The sequence below is a fragment of the Microseira sp. BLCC-F43 genome (assembly GCF_041929235.1).
Classification (GTDB): Bacteria; Cyanobacteriota; Cyanobacteriia; order Cyanobacteriales; family Aerosakkonemataceae; genus Microseira.
In genome coordinates this window covers 1-17,762 of sequence record NZ_JBHFNP010000225.1, presented here as the reverse complement: position 1 = coordinate 17,762, position 17,762 = coordinate 1, and the positions used below count along the sequence as shown (strand labels likewise).

General features: G+C 47.5%; 11 protein-coding genes and 3 pseudogenes. 8 read left to right on the top strand and 6 right to left on the bottom strand.

Translation table 11 applies throughout. The annotated features are described in order from the left end of the window. Positions 1 to 45 precede the first annotated feature (45 nt). From ACE1CM_RS29790 to ACE1CM_RS29780, 3 genes are all read left to right on the top strand, one after another. A complete protein-coding gene (locus ACE1CM_RS29790; RefSeq protein WP_374882467.1) occupies positions 46 to 1,194 on the top strand; it encodes a PEP-CTERM sorting domain-containing protein in 1,149 nt (382 codons plus the stop codon). A gap of 822 nt (positions 1,195 to 2,016) precedes the next feature. Next, on the top strand, positions 2,017 to 3,165 hold the full coding sequence (locus ACE1CM_RS29785; protein ID WP_374882466.1) for a DUF3466 family protein: 1,149 nt from the start codon (positions 2,017 to 2,019) through the stop codon (positions 3,163 to 3,165). Positions 3,166 to 3,365: 200 nt separating this feature from the next. After that, a complete protein-coding gene (locus ACE1CM_RS29780) occupies positions 3,366 to 4,640 on the top strand; it encodes a PEP-CTERM sorting domain-containing protein (protein ID WP_374882465.1) in 1,275 nt (424 codons plus the stop codon). Positions 4,641 to 5,047: 407 nt separating this feature from the next. On the opposite strand, the pseudogene ACE1CM_RS29775 reads toward ACE1CM_RS29780, so the two are convergent. After that, a pseudogene (locus ACE1CM_RS29775) lies at positions 5,048 to 5,311 on the bottom strand (FAD-dependent oxidoreductase); the annotation flags it as partial. On the opposite strand from ACE1CM_RS29775, the gene ACE1CM_RS29770 reads away from it, so the two are divergent. Then, the gene (locus ACE1CM_RS29770; RefSeq protein ID WP_374882464.1) at positions 5,286 to 5,492 is read left to right on the top strand and encodes a hypothetical protein; all 207 of its coding nucleotides are present in this window, start codon (positions 5,286 to 5,288) and stop codon (positions 5,490 to 5,492) included. The pseudogene ACE1CM_RS29775 and the gene ACE1CM_RS29770 sit on opposite strands and share 26 nt — an antisense overlap. A gap of 101 nt (positions 5,493 to 5,593) precedes the next feature. Further along, a complete protein-coding gene (locus ACE1CM_RS29765; RefSeq protein ID WP_374882463.1) occupies positions 5,594 to 6,973 on the top strand; it encodes an alkaline phosphatase family protein in 1,380 nt (459 codons plus the stop codon). A gap of 257 nt (positions 6,974 to 7,230) precedes the next feature. Here the strand turns inward: ACE1CM_RS29765 and ACE1CM_RS29760 are convergent, their stop codons facing one another. Continuing rightward, positions 7,231 to 9,855, bottom strand: coding sequence for a colicin uptake protein (locus ACE1CM_RS29760; protein ID WP_374882462.1), 2,625 nt, complete (start codon positions 9,853 to 9,855; stop codon positions 7,231 to 7,233). Positions 9,856 to 10,022: 167 nt separating this feature from the next. On the opposite strand from ACE1CM_RS29760, the gene ACE1CM_RS29755 reads away from it, so the two are divergent. Then, complete coding sequence (locus ACE1CM_RS29755; protein WP_374882501.1) at positions 10,023 to 10,232, top strand: hypothetical protein; 210 nt, start codon at positions 10,023 to 10,025, stop codon at positions 10,230 to 10,232. Here the strand turns inward: ACE1CM_RS29755 and ACE1CM_RS29750 are convergent. Continuing rightward, a pseudogene (locus ACE1CM_RS29750) lies at positions 10,204 to 10,413 on the bottom strand (NAD(P)-binding protein); the annotation flags it as partial. The gene ACE1CM_RS29755 and the pseudogene ACE1CM_RS29750 overlap by 29 nt on opposite strands. A gap of 930 nt (positions 10,414 to 11,343) precedes the next feature. Here ACE1CM_RS29750 and ACE1CM_RS29745 point away from each other — a divergent pair. Further along, positions 11,344 to 12,534, top strand: a complete 1,191-nt coding sequence (locus tag ACE1CM_RS29745; RefSeq protein WP_374882461.1) for a PEP-CTERM sorting domain-containing protein — start codon at positions 11,344 to 11,346, stop codon at positions 12,532 to 12,534. A gap of 117 nt (positions 12,535 to 12,651) precedes the next feature. Next, entirely contained in the window at positions 12,652 to 16,359 is a 3,708-nt protein-coding gene (gene bchH / locus ACE1CM_RS29740; protein WP_374882460.1) for a magnesium chelatase subunit H, read from the top strand. A 308-nt stretch (positions 16,360 to 16,667) separates the two neighbouring features. Here the strand turns inward: bchH and ACE1CM_RS29735 are convergent, their stop codons facing one another. The 3 genes and pseudogenes from ACE1CM_RS29735 to ACE1CM_RS29725 form a co-directional block, all read right to left on the bottom strand. After that, positions 16,668 to 16,898 carry a hypothetical protein gene (locus ACE1CM_RS29735; RefSeq protein WP_374882459.1) on the bottom strand — a complete coding sequence of 77 codons (231 nt, stop codon included), beginning with the start codon at positions 16,896 to 16,898 and terminating at the stop codon, positions 16,668 to 16,670. A 3-nt stretch (positions 16,899 to 16,901) separates the two neighbouring features. Continuing rightward, positions 16,902 to 17,372: a helix-turn-helix domain-containing protein gene (locus ACE1CM_RS29730; RefSeq protein ID WP_374882458.1), complete on the bottom strand. Its 471-nt coding sequence runs from the start codon at positions 17,370 to 17,372 to the stop codon at positions 16,902 to 16,904. Between the two features lie 149 nt (positions 17,373 to 17,521). Beyond that, positions 17,522 to 17,762 (bottom strand): annotated as a pseudogene (locus ACE1CM_RS29725) (hypothetical protein); the annotation flags it as partial.

Below are 17,762 nucleotides of genomic sequence, written 5' to 3'. Positions count from 1 at the left end.
TGCGCTTTGTTTTTTTTGTAGCAATCAATTTGGTAAGGAGAAATTATGAAAATACTCAATGCTTGCAAAGTCGGTATGGCACTAACTGCCGCTGCGTTCTTGGGACTAGCTACCTCCCAACCTGCGGATGCTATTACTTTTTCTCTCACCGACATCGGTACGCTGGGGGGTGACTATAACCAGAGCTATGCCACAGACATCAACGAGTATGGTCAGGTGGTTGGTAGCTCAAACACCGCTGATGGGCAAGGTCGCGCCTTCTTGTGGGAAAAGAGCAGCGGCATGAGTGACCTGGGTACTCTGGGGGGTAACAATAGCGGTGCCTCTGCCATCAACGACTATGGTCAGGTGATTGGTAATTCAAGCACCGCTGATGGGCAAAGTCGTGCCTTCTTCTGGGACAAGAGCAGCGGCATGAGTGACCTGGGTACTCTGGGGGGTGACTATAGTTCTGCCAATGCCATCAACAACTTAGGTCAGGTAGTTGGTCAATCAAACACCGCTGATGGGCAAGGTCGCCCCTTCTTGTGGGAAAAGAGCAGCGGCATGGTTAACCTGGGTACTCTGGGGGGTAAATCTAGCTATGCCAGAGCCATTAACAACTATGGTCAGGTGGTTGGTAGCTTATACGACGCAAATGGGCCATATCGCGCCTTCTTGTGGGAAAAGAGCAGCGGTATGAGTGACCTGGGTACTCTGGGGGGTGACTTTAGTTTTGCCAGAGCCATCAACGACTATGGTCAGGTGATTGGTTGGTTATTCACCGCTGCTAGTCCATATCGCAGCTTCTTCTGGGAAAAGAGCAGCGGTATGAGTGACCTGGGTACTCTGGGGGGTGACTTTAGCTTTGCCATAGCCATCAACAACTATGGTCAGGTGCTTGGTTACTCAGCCACCGCTGATGGGCGAATGCGCCCCTTCTTGTGGGAAAAGAGCAGCGGCATCAGTGACCTCAACGACTTGGTTTGGGCTCCTGACTGGATACTAGACAATGTAGTAGGAATCAACAATGCGGGGCAGATTGCGGGCTATGGCCTTTACAATGGTCAATACCGTGCCTTCCTCTTAACGCCCAATACTTCCAAATCTGTTCCCGAACCCTCTTCTGCGCTGGCATTCTTGGCATTGGGTGCTGTGGGTGCTGGTGCGGCGAAGCGCCAGCGGCTGCAACACGAGGCTTCTAGTCGCAATTGACCGATAGTTTTCGGATAAACCCGGTTTGTTGGCGATTGTCGCGAATTTGTGAAAAATCAAGCAAAAGATGTGAGTTTTCGGCAACAGAAATAGCACAGACTCGCTCTCGGCGAATCCGATGCTCACCTGTGGGCACGAGAGTGAGTCTTTTCACTGTGCGCATTGTTCTTTTTGTAGCGATCGATTTGGTAAGGAGAAATTATGAAAATACTCAATGCTTGCAAAGTCGGTATGGCGCTAACAGGCACGTAGTTGCGCTTGGGCGCTCCAGGCAGGCAGTTTCCGTAAAAATACTTGTTTTATTTTTGAAGCTCCCGTGAAAACACGGTGAAGATATGGTGAAAGTCAAATCTAGTTGGCACCAAAATGGTAGATTTACTGAAACACATTGATAAATTAGCTGGAATTGAAGGTTCTGTTTCCATGAAAATACTTAACTCAAGTGACTATATTGAGCGCTCCCAGTGCATGAAGCTGAAAGAATAGTTCTAAAAAGCCCTCTTTCAGCATTTAGAAAACAGTCATGACAAAGTGATGCCTGTTTTCGATTCACATCACCTATAAACCGGGTTTATGGCTGCGAACGCGACTGCGGAAGGGAGGCATATCTCTAGTTGCAAACCAACGATTTTTCGGAGAAACTTTGGTGTTTGCGATTGTCCCGAGTTTGTGAAAAATCAAGCAAAAGATGTGAGTTTTCGGCAACAGAAATAGCACCTACTCGCTCTCGGCGAATCCGATGAGTACCTGTGGGCACGAGAGCGAGTCTTTTCACTGTGCGCTTTGTTCTTTTTGTAGCAATCAATTTGGAAAGGAGAAATTATGAAAATACTCAATGCTTGCAAAGTCGGTATGGCGCTAACTGCCGCTGCGTTCTTGGGAATGACCACCGCCCAATCTGCCGATGCTATCAGTTTTTCTCTCACCGACCTGGGTACGCTGGGGGGTGACTATAACCAGAGCTATGCCAATGCCATCAACGACTATGGTCAGGTGGTTGGTTACTCACGCAACGCTAATTGGCAATCTCGCGCCTTCTTCTGGGACAACAACAGCGGCATGGTTAACCTGGGTACGCTGGGGGGTAACTCTAGCGGTGCCAGAGCCATCAACAACTATGGTCAGGTGGTTGGTCAATCAAGCACCGCTAATCGGCAAGGTCGCGCCTTCTTGTGGGAAAAGAGCAGCGGCATGAGTGACCTGGGTACGCTGGGGGGTGACTATAGTTCTGCCAATGCCATCAACGACTATGGTCAGGTGATTGGTCAATCAACCAACGCTAATGGGAAAATTCGCGCCTTCTTCTGGGAAAAGAGCAGCGGCATGAGTGACCTGGGTACTCTGGGGAGTGACTATAGCTTTGCCAGAGCCATCAACGACTATGGTCAGGTGGTTGGTTCCTCAACCACCGCTGATGAGCAAAGTCGCGCCTTCTTGTGGGAAAAGAGCAGCGGCATGAGTGACCTGGGTACTCTGGGGGGTGACTCTAGCTATGCCGCTGCCATCAACAACTTAGGTCAGGTGATTGGTTCTTCAAAAACCGCTGATGGGCTTCCTCGCGCCTTCTTGTGGGAAAAGAGCAGCGGCATGAGTGACCTGGGTACTCTGGGGGGTAACGATAGCGATGCCACTGCCATCAACAACTTAGGTCAGGTGATTGGTTACTACACCGCTGATTGGCAATCTCGCCCCTTCTTCTGGGACAAGACCAGCGGCATGAGTGACCTCAACGACTTGATTTCCGATCTTGGCTGGACAGTAAACGGTGTAGTAGGCATCAACAATGCGGGGCAGATTGTGGGTTATGGCTCTTACAATGGTCAAGGGCGAGCCTTCCTCTTAACGCCCAATATTTCCAAATCTGTTCCCGAACCCTCTTCTGCACTGGCATTCTTGGCGTTGGGTGGTGTTGGTGCTGGTTCTTTGGCGAAACGCCAGCGGCTACAACAGGATGCTTCTAGCTGCAATTGACCGATAGTTTTCGGATAAACCCGGTTTGTTGGCGATTGTCGCGAATTTGTGAAAAATCAAGCAAAAGATGTGAGTTTTCGGCAACAGAAATAGCACCTACTCGCTGAGGCGAATCCGATGAGTACCTGTGCGCACGAGAGCGAGTCTTTTCACTGTGCGCTTTGTTCTTTTTGTAGCAATCAATTTGGAAAGGAGAAATTATGAAAATACTCAATGCTTGCAAAGTCGGCATGGCACTAACTGCCGCTGCGTTCTTGGGAATGATAACCGCCCAAAGAGCGGATGCTATCAGTTTTTCTCTCACTGACCTGGGTACGCTGGGGGGTTACTCTACCTATGCCGCAGACATCAACGAGTATGGTCAGGTGGTTGGTTCCTCAAACACCGCTGAAGGGGGAAATCGCGCCTTCTTGTGGGAAAAGAGCAGTGGCATGATTAACCTGGGTACGCTGGGGGGTAACTCTAGCGGTGCCAATGCCATCAACAACTATGGTCAGGTGATTGGTGGCTCAAGCACCGCTGATGGGCAAAGTCGCGCCTTCTTGTGGGAAAAGAGCAGTGGCATGATTAACCTGGGTACTCTGGGGGGTGGCTATAGCTTTCCCATAGCCATCAACAACTATGGTCAGGTGATTGGTGGCTCAAGCACCGCTGATGGGCAGGGTCGCGGCTTCTTCTGGGAGGGGAGCAGCGGCATGAGTGACCTGGGTACTCTGGGGGGTAGCTTTAGCCGTGCCATAGCCATCAACGACTATGGTCAGGTGATTGGTAGCTCAAGCACCGCTGATGGGCAGGGTCGCGGCTTCTTCTGGGAGGGGAGCAGCGGCATGAGTGACCTGGGTACTCTGGGGGGTAACAATAGCTATGCCAATGCCATCAACAACTATGGTCAGGTGATTGGTGGCTCAGCCACCGCTGATGAGCAAAGTCGCGCCTTCTTGTGGGAAAAGAGCAGCGGCATGGTTAACCTGGGTACGCTGGGGGGTAACTCTAGCGGTGCCATTGCCATCAACAACTATGGTCAGGTGATTGGTACTTCAACCACCGCTGATGGGCAAAGTCGCCCCTTCTTGTGGGAAAAGAGCAGCGGCATGATTGACCTGGGTACACTGGGGGGTAACTCTAGCTATGTCAGAGCCATCAACGACTATGGTCAGGTGATTGGTGATTCAAACACCGCTGATGGGCAAGGTCGCGCCTTCTTCTGGGACAAGACCAGCGGCATCAGTGACCTCAACAATTTAGTTTCCGCTCCTGACTGGATACTATACGAGGCATCAGACATCAACAATGCGGGGCAGATTGTGGGCCGTGGCGTTTACAATGGTCAAACCCGTGCCTTCCTCTTAACGCCCAATACTTCCAAATCTGTTCCCGAACCCTCTTCTGCACTGGCATTCTTGGCGTTGGGTGCTGTGGGTGCTGGTGCGGCGAAGCGCCAGCGGCAGCAACAGGAGGCTTCTAGCCGCAATTGACCGATAGTGTAAGTTTTTGACAATTCCAACCTTTCAAAGCCTTGTCGTTACGCACATCTGGTCAACTGTCCGTAAGCCACACAACCCGCCAGGGAATATATGATGCTGTTGGCAAACTGGGATTGGTGGTGCTGTCCACACCCGCCTGGGGTTTAAACCCCAGGCTAATAGCGTAAGTCCGTTAAAACGGACTAATCTTCTCTATCAGTCCACGCTGGCGTGGACTTCTGCTACTTGCCTGGGAACTTGAGTTGCGGGCGGGTGTCGGCGACACCAGGGATCGATTTACCAACAGCATCATTTATGATGTCATGTCAGGCTTTTCACCCTGAATTAAAACTCACCGCGTCACCGCTCTCCCTTGTCACCGCGTCAGTTCTAACTATGGGTATTCAACCGGACACGATATCATCAGTAACCGTTGGCAAAGATTCTCCCAGAACATCGAGAACCTGTCGCACCGGATATGGGCTGCGCGGGTCGCTGAGGCCGCAGTAGAACGAGGGGTCAGAATCAAAGGTAAAGCCGCGCCGCGCGAAGCTGTGAGCCGCAACGCCCGCAATGGCGTGACTTTCGCATACCAATACCTGCTTACCGTAACGGGCGATTCGAGCCGCGGCGGTTAGACCGCCGATGCCGCTACCGATGACAATAACTTGGCAATTGTGCATGGGGGAAAAAGCGATCGCCAGAGTATCAGGACTGACGCAAGGGCGTTACCAGAAACCGGGTTTCTTTGCTGAGATCTTGCACATTGAGGCAGAGCCTCTGTATTCTCGTTCCCAGGTTGAACCTGGGAACGAGATCCGGTGGGCTGCTGCCTCCCGTGGTGCAAGATTTGAGTTTGCCTAAGTCCTGAGTATTTTAAGCGCAAATGGGATAGGAGTGTAGGCGATCTAAAGCTAAAGCGTTACTATTAATTTCCACCAAAATAGGTAAGGAGAGTTCCAGAAATGGGACGGGATAAAATGGTTGCGATCGCAGAACAAACTCTTTTAATTCGGCAAAAACTACCAGATACCTTTGAGCCTGACACAGTGCGACCCAGCTACGATGGATTGGGATTGGCAAATGTCCCTGCCTTAGCGACTCACTGGCTATGTCCGGAAGCGCCTTGTTTGATAGCACAACCTGCTTTACTGCCATTAAATCCAGATTTATTGGCAGATAAAGTCATCGCAGATGCTTGGGAAAATTGGCAAAAGCAAGCACCGATTAACCATGTAGTCTTGTTGTTAATCGATGCCTTTGGTTACGACCAATTGCGAATCTTAATGAAAGAAGGAGATGCACCGGGATTGACAGATGCCTGTGCCAGTCCGCAGGCTTTTTTTATGCCGATTACGTCGGTTTTTCCCAGCACGACAGTAACGGCTCTCGCCTCGGCAGCCACGGCCTACGCACCCGCTCAGCACGGCATTTTGGCAACTAATATGTATCTGCGGGAAGTCGGCAGCATGGTGAATTTTATCGGCTTTAGACCCAGTCTTTCTCCCACTGCCACGCCTTATTTAGACACTCAACTAAATCCGGATACTTTGCTGCCAGTTCCTAATATATATCAACGTTTGGAACAGGCAGGAGTCACGGTAGAAATTGTGAATTTTCATCAGTTTAAAAATTCGGGAATTAGTCGTTTTACGGGTGCGGGGAGTCAGGCAGCACAAAGCGGTTATGTCAGTTATCTGACGCCAGCGGATGGCTTTGCTCAGTTGCGCGATCGCTTAATCAACCGCAATAACAGTAAGAGTTTCACCTATCTCTACATCCCTAATTTAGACAATTCTGCCCATCGCTACGGTCCTTTAAGTTCCTCCTATCGCGCCGAAGCAGCAGCGCTCGATTTTTCCCTCAAACGCGAACTTTTCGCGCCGTTGGCGGGTCGTTCTGATATTGTTTTGCTGTTAGTTGCTGACCACGGTCAGCGTTGCACCCACCCAGATAAAATTCTTTGGATCGACCAACATCCCGAATTAACAAAACTGTTGTTTGTTCCAGGGACAGGCGAGTCGCAAGCTCGATTTTTGCATCTGAAACCGGGTGCCGAAGCAGCTGCCAAAAATTATATTCGTCAACATTTGGATGAGCAATTTTTGGCGATTTCCAAAGCGGAGGCGATTGAACTCGGTTTGTTTGGAATTCCGGATAACCCGCCTAGTTGGGAGTATGGCGATCGCATCGGCGATTTAATCTTAATCCCCCGCAACGGTTGGTCTTGCTTGCAGCAGTTAGGACAGCCAACTCCTGTAGAAAACCGCTCTGTCAAGATTGGAGTTCATGGAGGTTTAAGCCGCGCTGAGATGTTGATTCCATTTCTAGCTTATCGGTTTTAAAAATAGCTGTTGCGAGTTACGCAAAACTTCTATATGTAGGGTGCGTTATGCTATCGCTAACGCACCATTCCACCATATTTAGTATCAATGTCTAAGTCCTGTAATATCATTTTCCCGTCTTGATGTTACAGATCCGATCCCCCCTAACCCCCCTTGCCAAGGGGGGAACCGGAGAAGTTAAAGTCCCCCTTTTTAAGGGGGATTTAGGGGGATCTGTTACAGATTGAGGGGAAAACGGTATAACGCAGATTCACCAGCTAAGATTGCTGGGATTCTGAAGGTAACTGAGATTGAACTGGATTAATCAAACCTTGAGCTGTACTAAATAGATTGATCGGATTTCTGCCATCAGTAATCAAAACGCTTTGTATACCCAATGCTTGCAAAAGTCTCGCCTGCATTTCTGGGCCAGCTTGCGCGATCGCTTTCAGGGTTTCTGGGCCAATTGCTGCTACTTTTTGGCTAAATTCTTCGCTGGTGATTTCTGCCATTCGCTGGGCTTTTTCAATCTCCAGATTAATCAGCGCTTGTTGGTGAGCTAATTCGGCTTCCTGACGCGCTCTTAATTGAGCCAATTCTGCTTCGGCGCGAATTCTTGCCGCTTCCGCTTCTTGCTGGGCTAAATTAACCGCTAATTCCCCTTGAATCCGAGATGCTTCTGCCTTCGCTCTGGCTTCTGCCGTGGCTTTTCCTGTTGCTTCAATTGCCGCATTTTCTGCCTGTAATTCCAGCAGTTTTTTGCGTTCGCCTTCCGCTGCACCTCGGTCAATAATCACTTGCCGTTCCAGTCTGGCTTTAGCAGCTTGTTCGATGCGTTCTGCATCTTGTTTGGCGGCTGCTTCTTGGGCATCGGTGGTAATTTGAATCGCGATTTGTACCGATTTTTGCAAGCTTTCTAACGTTCTTTCATCCACAGGTTCGACTGATTGGATGTCAATGTTGGTGATGACCAAATTATTAGTTCTAAACCGGAATTCGTCTCGAATCCGACCTTCTTCATCGGTTCCAAACACAGCCGTGCGAATAATTCTAGCTGAATTGCGATGAAATTCGTCGAATTTTTCTCCCGCTACCGCACCTCGCACGCGAGATGCGATCGCTTTACAAGCATCTCCTACAAAATCCGGCACTTGAAACAATTTTGCTGCGGCTTGTTCGTCGTGTCTGTCAACATCAAAATACCAGTTATAAGATAATTGAAGTTGTAGCCTAGCATGATCGGATGTTTCGACAGTAAATACATCCGTCATAAAATCCGGCCCTAATAATAAAGCCAGAGACTTAATCAAATTCGGTCGCTTAGGTTTCCCACCAGATAAACTCAGCACCGTAAAAGATTCATCCGGTCCCAACATCACTAAATCCGGCCCAAAAACAGTGCGCGCGCTTCTTTCTTTATAATCGTGAATTTGTACCGCTGCATTTTGCGGCACGTGAAAAACAACCGCTCTCGTTTTATCTCTCTGAACGCTTTCAACACCTTCTCTACGATGCTGACCTCGCTCGGAAATTGGATCGCCTTTTTGGCTGAGCAATTCTTCAATAACAGGCGTTAAAACTTTTTCCCAAAGTTCTTCGTAAGGGCTTAACATATACGCTTGCGGGCCGCTAACCAGCCTTAATTCTCCGGTTTGAATATCCCGCACGTAAATCCCTTCATTCTTATCTAAAGGAATCGTTTTCCGTTTTTCCACCACTTCCAATTCCACGCGGGGAATGTAATCCCTCGGCCCGGAAATCATCCACAAATCTCCCGGCTGATGCTGAATTAAGTTATCAGCTTCTCCTTCAGTAAAGGCTTCTTTAGCTCTGAGTAAAAGTGCTTCTTGTTCCCCTAAAACGTAAACTTTTTGAATCCCATTTTCTAACGACTCACCTGGATGCAAGAAAAAAGAAGTTCTTCCTTGACGAACTTCTCGCATTCCCAGTTGCGGTTTGCCCAAATTATCAATCGGGTTAACAACAATGCACCATTCTCTATCGCCCAAAGTGGTAATTTCCACTTCTCTCACGACTTCTTCATAGACATCGGGAATGTGAATTTCTGCATCTTCAAACGTTACCAACCATTCATCTCCCGCTTTGCGCTGGCGATTAAAAATATCGGTAAACGTGCGTTTTGCCATCAAATGTAATGCTTTCCGTTCTGTTAAAACGTAAGCCTTGATCGTACCAACTACGGATTCATCAACTCCAGGCAAATAAGCGCCTTCTTCTCTTACCAGCCATTCTTCACCCGCGCGACGGCGATTTCCTTGTCTATCGGTGCAACTTTGACGTGCTATAAGTCGCAAAGCTTGGTTAGGTTTAATCACCTGCGCCGTGACAGTTTCTACCACTTCAACTTCCACGCGGGGAATATAAGTTCTTGGCCCTTCAAATAACCATTCATCTCCTGCCAAACGATTAATTGTTTGAGTTTCAATTTCTCCATCAACTGTTGCGGTGATGGTTTCAGTAAAATCGCGAATTGCTCTTAAACGCAAAGCTTGATTAGTTTCTACAACCTCCAGCCGCGTTACTTCTCCTAATAATTCCTCACCGGGATAGAGTGGAAAAGGGTCTTGGGCAAAGCGAATTTCTTCATCCCCATAGCGCAATCTCACCTGACCGTGGGCATCAGAAATGGGTTGATTTTCTTCATCTCTTAGGACTGGATTTGCCACCAAACAATAATGCCGAGGCGGCACAATAATCATCGGTTCGGGTCTTAAAATCAGTCGTTCGTGGTCGCGCAAGGTAATGGTTTGCGGGCCAACTTCTAGCCGGGTGACACCCGTGTTGTTATCTAAAACGTGAATAAATTGCTGTGGTTTGAGACGAATAACGCCACTCGTCGTCCCCGGTAATTCAGATTTACGTTCGGCTGTATTCATTTCCATGCTCTTAAAGAAGGTGATAAAAGTTTTGGTAACTTGATGCTTTTGTCCTTTGATGGGATTTCTACAGGGGTTTTGGTTGATCGCTTGGCTACCCCAGGCATAGGAGTTGAGTTGGCGGAAAATCTCCTAATCTGTTTTAGCCGACGATTCTTTTAATTCAGTGAAAGATGAAGAAATGTTTCGAGTTGATTGCCTGGTTGCGCCAAGTTGGATGTGCGTGTGTGAGAGCGATATGCCTCCCTTCCGCACTCGCGTTCGCGCCTGAGTTGGTGAAAAAGCGATCGCCTTCTCTCAAAATCAGAATTCAAGCTGCCAAGATCGCTCGATTCAGCCATCGAGAACCTGTCACACCGGATATGGGCTACGCGGGTCGCTGAGGCCGCAGTAGAACGAGGGGTCAGAATCAAAGGTAAAGCCGCGCCGCGCGAAGCTGTGAGCCGCGCCGCCCGCAATGGCGTGACTTTCTGCGACCAATACCTGCTTACCGTCACGGGCGACCCAGGCGGCGGCGGTTAGACCGCCGATGCCGCTACCGATGACAATCGCATCCAAGTTCATATTTAGTTTGCTTGTTTTGGAGGAATTCTTGATTTTTTACAATCCAAGTTCAAGAAACCCGGTTTTTTAGAAAAACCGGGTTTCTGGGGTTCAAGAAACCCGGTTTTTTAGATAATACCTGAGCCAATGTTCTGAAACGCCAAGATCCCCCAGGTTAAAACCAGGGGCTACACAAACAAAGCCTGCCAGAGCAGGCTGAAACAAACTTTGGCTGCCAAAGCAGCCAAAGTTTGTCACGCCGCACCCTTAAGGGTGTCGGCTTTGGCGAAGGTATGGTTAGAAAAACCGGGTTTCTGGGGGGGGCGATATGCCTGCCTTCCGCACTCGCGTTCGCACATCCCAAACACCTCGCCTGCAATTCACGTAAAAATACTTATTTGATTTTTGAAGATGCCGTGAAAACACGGTGAAGATATGGTGAAAGTCAAATCTAGTTGGCACCAAAATGGTAGATTTACTGAAACACCTTGATAAATTAGCTGGAATTGAAGGTTATGTTTCCATGAAAATATTTAAATCAAGTGAATTAATTGATCGCTCCCAGTGCATGAGGCTGAAAGAATAGTTCTAAAAAGCCCTGTTTCAGCATTTAGAAAACAGTCATGGCAAACTGATGCCTGTTTTCGATTCACCTCACCTATCACCAAAGTTTCTGGCTGCGCTCTCTAGTTTTTCGGAGAAACCGGCGTTCCTATCACCAAAGTTTCTGCGTAGATCTCTAGTTCCAAACCAACGATTTTTCGGAGAAACCCGGTTGATTTGCGATTCTCCCGAATTTGTGAAAAATCAAGAAAAAGATGTGAGTTTTCAGCAACAGAAATAGCACCTACTCGCTGAGGCGAATCCCATTCGCACCTGTGGGCACGAGAGCGAGTCTTTTCACTGTGCGCTTTGTTCTTTTTGTAGCAATCAATTTGGAAAGGAGAAATTATGAAAATACTCAATGCTTGCAAAGTTGGTATGGCACTAACTGCCGCTGCATTCTTGGGAATCACCAGCGCCCAAAGAGCCGATGCTATCAGTTTTTCTATCACAGACCTGGGTACGCTGGGGGGTGACTCTAGTTCTGCCTATGCCATAAACGAGTATGGTCAGGTGGTTGGTAGCTCAAACACCGCTGGTGGGGGAAATCGCGCCTTCTTGTGGGACAAAAGCAGCGGCATGATTAACCTGGATCCACCGAGAAGTATCTATGGCTATGGCAACTGGTCTGGCTATACTTATGCCACAGCGATCAACGACTTAGGTCAAGTCGTTGGTAATAGAGCGAACAACTATGGGGAAAATCCCTTCTTCTGGGACAAGAGCAGCGGCATGATTGAGCTGGGTCCACCGAGAAGTATCTATGGCTATGCCTTTGCCACAGCCATCAACAATTTAGGTCAGATGCTTGGTAACACATACACCTACTTTTCTGGTTATGGGCAAAATCGCGCCTTCGTGTGGGAAAAGGGCAGCGACATGATTAACCTAGGTACACTGGGGAGTTATTATGGCTATAGCTATACTTATGGCACAGCCATCAACGACTATGGTCAGGTGGTTGGTTACTCATCCACCACTGATGGCGATCGCGCCTTCTTGTGGGAAAAGAGCGGCGGCATGACTAACCTGGGTACTCTGGGGGGTAACTTTAGCGCTGCTTATGCCATTAACAACTTAGGTCAAGTGGTTGGTCAATCCAACATCGCTAATGGGCAAAATCACGCCTTCTTGTGGGAAAAGAGCAGCGGCATGACTGACTTGGGTACTCTAGGGGATAACGGAATCAATCCCATTGACATCAATAACTTAGGCCAGGTAATTGGTTACTCATACATCACTTCTGGGCAAAATCGTCCCTTCTTCTGGGAAAAGAGCAGTGGCATCAGCGACCTCAACGACTTGGTTTCCGCTCCTGGCTGGACACTAAACAGTGTAGTAGACATCAACAATGCGGGACAGATTGTGGGTCGCGGCTTTTACAATGGTCAACAGCGAGCCTTCCTCTTAACACCCAATACTTCCAAATCTGTTCCCGAACCCTCTTCTGCACTGGCATTCTTGGCGTTGGGTGCTGTGGGTGCTGGTTCTTTTGCGAAACGCCAGCGGCAGCAACATGAAGCTTCTAACCGCAATTGACCGATAGTGGATTTCAATGCAATCCCAATCCTTCAAAGGTTGGGATTGCATTGAACAAACTCTAAACCCGACAACCCTTTTAAGATCGAAGTAAAGAAATATTTCAGGGGTTGGGTTATGAAACGCATTGTTCTGATCGCTGGGTTTGAATCCTTCAACGCTGACTTGTACCGGAAAGCCGCACAGTTGGCGACTTCCCGCTGTCCGGAGTTGGATGTGCGGGTGTTTAGCGATCGCGCCCTCAACACCTCACCAGAAGTCGTCGCCGACGCACTCGTTGGCGCAGATGTCTTCTTCGCCAGTTTAATCTTTGACTACGACCAAGTAATGTGGTTGCGCGAAAGAGTGCAGCAGATTCCCATCCGCCTCGTCTTCGAGTCCGCCTTAGAATTGATGAGTTTAACCCAAATTGGTGCGTTCAAAATAGGCGATAAACCCAAAGGAATGCCCAAACCCGTTAAATTCATTTTAGATAAATTCAGCAACGGCAAAGAAGAAGACAAACTCGCCGGTTATATCAGCTTCCTGAAAGTAGGGCCGAAACTATTAAAATACGTCCCAGTACAAAAAGTCCAAGACTTGCGAAACTGGCTGATTATTTACGGTTATTGGAATGCTGGCGGCACAGATAACGTCGCCTCCATGTTCTGGACAATAGCCGAAAAATATCTGGAATTAAAAGTAGGAGAAATCCCGCCCCCAGTCGAAACCCCCAACATGGGTTTGTTACACCCAGACTATCAAGGATATTTTGAATCGCCGCGGCAATATTTAGAATGGTATCGCCAAGCGAAACCGGAAACCCGCCATCTGCCAGTAGTTGGAATTTTGCTTTATCGCAAACACGTTGTAACCAAACAGCCTTATATTCTTAAATTAATTAACTACTTTGAAGAAGCTGGACTCATTCCCTTACCTATTTTTATTAATGGAGTTGAAGGGCATGTCGCCGTGCGCGATTGGATGACAACTCAATATGAAACCAATCAACGTCAACTTGGTAATATTGAAACACCTTCTCTATCTAACGAAGCAGTCCAAGTAGATGCTATAGTTTCTACCATCGGATTTCCCCTCGTAGGTGGCCCTGCTGGTTCGATGGAGGCAGGACGCCAGATAGAAGTATCAAAAAGGATTTTAACTGCCAAGAATATACCTTATATCGTTGCCGCACCTTTGCTAATTCAAGATATCCATTCCTGGACGCGCCAAGGTATTGGAGGATTGCAAAGTGTCGTATTATATGCATTGCCAGAATTAGATGGAGCAATTGATACAGTGCCATTAGGCGGGTTAGTTGGAGAAGATATTTATCTGATTCCCGAACGAGTCAAGCGTTTAACTGGCAGATTGAAAAATTGGATTAAATTAAGACAAAAACCTGCTTCAAAACGAAAAGTTGCCATTCTTCTCTACGGTTTCCCGCCTGGATATGGGGCAGTTGGAACGGCTGCATTATTAAATGTACCTCGCAGTCTGCTTAAATTACTCCAAGCACTTAAAGAACAAGGTTACACAGTCGGCGAATTACCAGAAGATGGAGAAGAATTAATCCGCCGCGTTAAACAAGCAGATGAACCTACAATTCGTAGCAAAAAAGAGGAACCAGTTATTGACTCGATACTTGATGGAAATCAGTACAACACTGTCAATGCCAAAACTCTGGATAAATGGCTGGGTTACCTACTCACAACCCGCATCGAAAAGCAGTGGAAATCTCTCACCAGCAGCGGTATCAAAACATACGGAGATGAATATTACATCGGCGGTATCGAGTTAGGAAATATTTGGATTGGCGTGCAACCACCTTTGGGAATTGCAGGCGACCCGATGCGACTAATGTTTGAACGGGATATGACGCCCCATCCCCAATATGCAGCTTTTTATAAATGGTTGCAAAATGAGTTTCAAGCCGATGCTGTAGTTCACTTTGGAATGCACGGTACGGTTGAATGGTTGCCCGGATCTCCGTTAGGAAATACAGGTTATTCTTGGCCTGATATCTTATTGGGAGATGTTCCCAATTTGTATATCTATGCCGCGAATAATCCATCTGAATCTATCCTGGCGAAGCGTCGCGGATATGGGGTGCTGATTTCTCACAATGTGCCGCCTTACGGGAGGGCGGGGTTGTATAAGGAATTAGTGGCGCTGCGAGATTTAATCTCGGAATATCGGGAAGATCCGCAAAAGAATTATGCGCTTAAGGAGGCGATTTGTAAGAAGATTGTGGATACGGGATTGGAGGCTGATTGTCCGTTTGAGGATGCTAAAAAGTTGGGCATTTCTTTTACGCCGGAGAATGTCCGGATGTTTAGTGCCCATGCATTTAATGAGTATTTAGTCAAGTTGTACGAGTATTTGCAAGTGTTGGAAACTCGTCTGTTTTCTTCGGGGTTGCATACTTTGGGTGAACCACCAAATGATGAGGAGTTGGCATCGTATTTTGATGCTTATTTTGGAGAGGAAGAGAATGAACCGCAGAGACGCAGAGGACGCGGAGAAGAGGAAGAGGAGAGGAGAAAGATTGGAGAGTTGTTGGGGCGCAATACGGAGGAGTTGAGGAATTTGTTGCGGGGGTTGAATGGGGAGTATATTCCGCCTGCACCGGGGGGTGATTTGTTAAGAGATGGTGCGGGTGTTTTGCCTACGGGGCGGAATATTCATGCTTTAGATCCTTATAGGATGCCTTCTGCTGGTGCTTATGAACGGGGGAGGGAAATTGGGCGGAAGATTATCGATCAACATTTGGAGGAACATGGGGAGTATCCGGAGACGGTTGCTGTTATGTTGTGGGGGTTGGATGCGATTAAAACTAAGGGTGAATCTTTGGGGATTTTGTTGGAGTTGGTGGGGGCGGAACCCGTCAAGGAAGGTACGGGGCGGATTGTGCGTTATGAGTTGAAATCTTTGGAGGATGTTGGGCATCCTCGGATTGATGTTTTGGCTAATCTTTCGGGGATTTTTCGCGATAGTTTTGTCAATATTATTGAGTTGTTGGACGATCTGTTTCAACGGGCGGCGGATGCGGATGAACCGGAGGAGATGAATTTTATCAGAAAACATGTTTTGGGGATGCGATCGCAAAATATCCCCAATCCCACTGCGCGTCTATTCTCGAACCCCGCTGGCGATTTTGGTTCGCTAGTAAATGAGCGAGTTACTGATGGAAATTGGGACTCTGGAGAAGAGTTGGCGGGTACTTGGGAAAGTCGCAATGCCTTCAGTTACGGCAGAAATGATAAAGGTCAATCTCGCAAGGAAGTTTTAAACCAACTATTGCAAAGTACTCGTCGCGTGGTGCAAGAAATTGATTCGGTTGAATATGGTTTAACCGATATTCAAGAATATTATGCCAATACGGGTGGTTTGAAAAAGGCGGCGGAGAAACAACAAGGTAAGAAGGTTAATGCTAGTTTTGTGGAAAGTTTCTCGAAAGATACAACGCCGCGCAATTTAGAAGATTTGCTGAGGATGGAATATCGCACTAAGTTATTAAATCCCAAATGGGCAGATGCAATGGCGAATCAAGGTAGCGGCGGCGCGTATGAAATTTCCCAACGGATGACGGCGTTAATTGGGTGGGGTGGTACGGCTGATTTTACCGATAATTGGGTTTACGATCAGGCGGCGGATACTTATGCTTTAGATGCAGAAATGGCGAAGAAATTGCGCGAAGCAAATCCAGAAGCTTTTCGCAATATTGTGGGCAGAATGTTAGAAGCGCACGGGCGAGGTTTTTGGGAAGCCGATCCTGAAAAGTTGCAGAAGTTACGCGAATTGTATGAGTTGACAGATGAAGAATTGGAAGGCGTAACAATTTAATCAGTAGGGTGCGTTAGCGATAGCGTAACGCACCATTTCATCTAACCAATATTGTTCTGCTGAGATCTTGCATCAACGGCATCACCCGCCAGGGATTAAAATCCCTGGCTAATAGCTTAAGTCCTCTCAAGAGGACTGATGAGCAATTTCAGTCCACTTAAGTGGACTTTAGCTATTAGCTGGGAAATTTATTTCCCAGCGGGTAAATATTTCTCAGCTAAGAATGCTGGGTCAGCCACATCCGAATTTCATCGCTAGTCTTGCCCTTGAAATACGGGGGGTTTTGAATTCCCAAACTCTTAGCTTTATTAAGTCACCAGACTATTTTCAACACTTGAATTCATCATATTTTTAGTTCTGTTGAGTCGTTCAATCGTAGTGTCAGGACGGTTTTTAAGCACATTTCTGATCCATTCTGAGTGGATTTCTTCCGTCCAACGCGCCTCAATCAGCTTTGTCAGCGCCAGCTCAACTAAAAAATCCCGCAAAGATGCTGAATATAAAACATTAGCATCGTAGACGACTGTGAAATTTGCCATGACTTAATCGTACAAACCGAGTGCTTGAGATTCAGCAACCAGCTCATCCATAATTTGATCGCGTCTCGCGTCATCCTGCTTTTTATACTCAATTACATCTTGGTAATTTATCCGATGGACATTTCTGACTATCTTATAGGGAATTTTGCCAGAGTTCATTAATTCCCATACCTGGTGACGGGTGATACCCAAAATGTCGGCGGCTTGATAGTCTGCGAGTTCTTTTGTATACGGTTTAATTTTGACCGGGTGTTCCATCCCCGTATGTACTAAAATCTCCACCAAGAGTTGCATGACATGAGCCGGAATTTCTATTGTTTTTCCGTTAGTTTCATCTTCCATCAGTTTGATGGTGCAACTGCCTTCTCGATTTTCTAAGTAAGATGCCAAAATGTGGCTACTCGCTAGTGCCATAGCCGCTTCTGATTCGGTTGGTAAAATTGGGTCGCCAATTCGATAATTTGGGAGTTTCATATTAGTTTGATGCTGGATTCTCGATGATAATTACAATCATCTTAGCAACCGAGCGTGGAACACATACGCCTTCGCTACCCCAGAACGCAACTGGGCGATCGCATCCTTCCATCAGCACGCGATCGCCCCCAATCGTACTTAATGATTCACTAGAACTTGATTCGCCGAGTCAAAATACTCATCACCTCACCAGAAGCGGGTGCAGGTAACAAGGGACTCCACTCGTCAATTTGAGCAAACCGAACGACATAAAGCGTGCGAATTGTAGAATTGACTCCTCTGTGAGAACCAATTACTAGAACCCGCACCAGTTCCCAATCATCTGTCCCAGCTAGCAAACTGTCCCCAGCTTCTAGTGGCACAAAGGGGAAATTTCCTGATTTGACATCA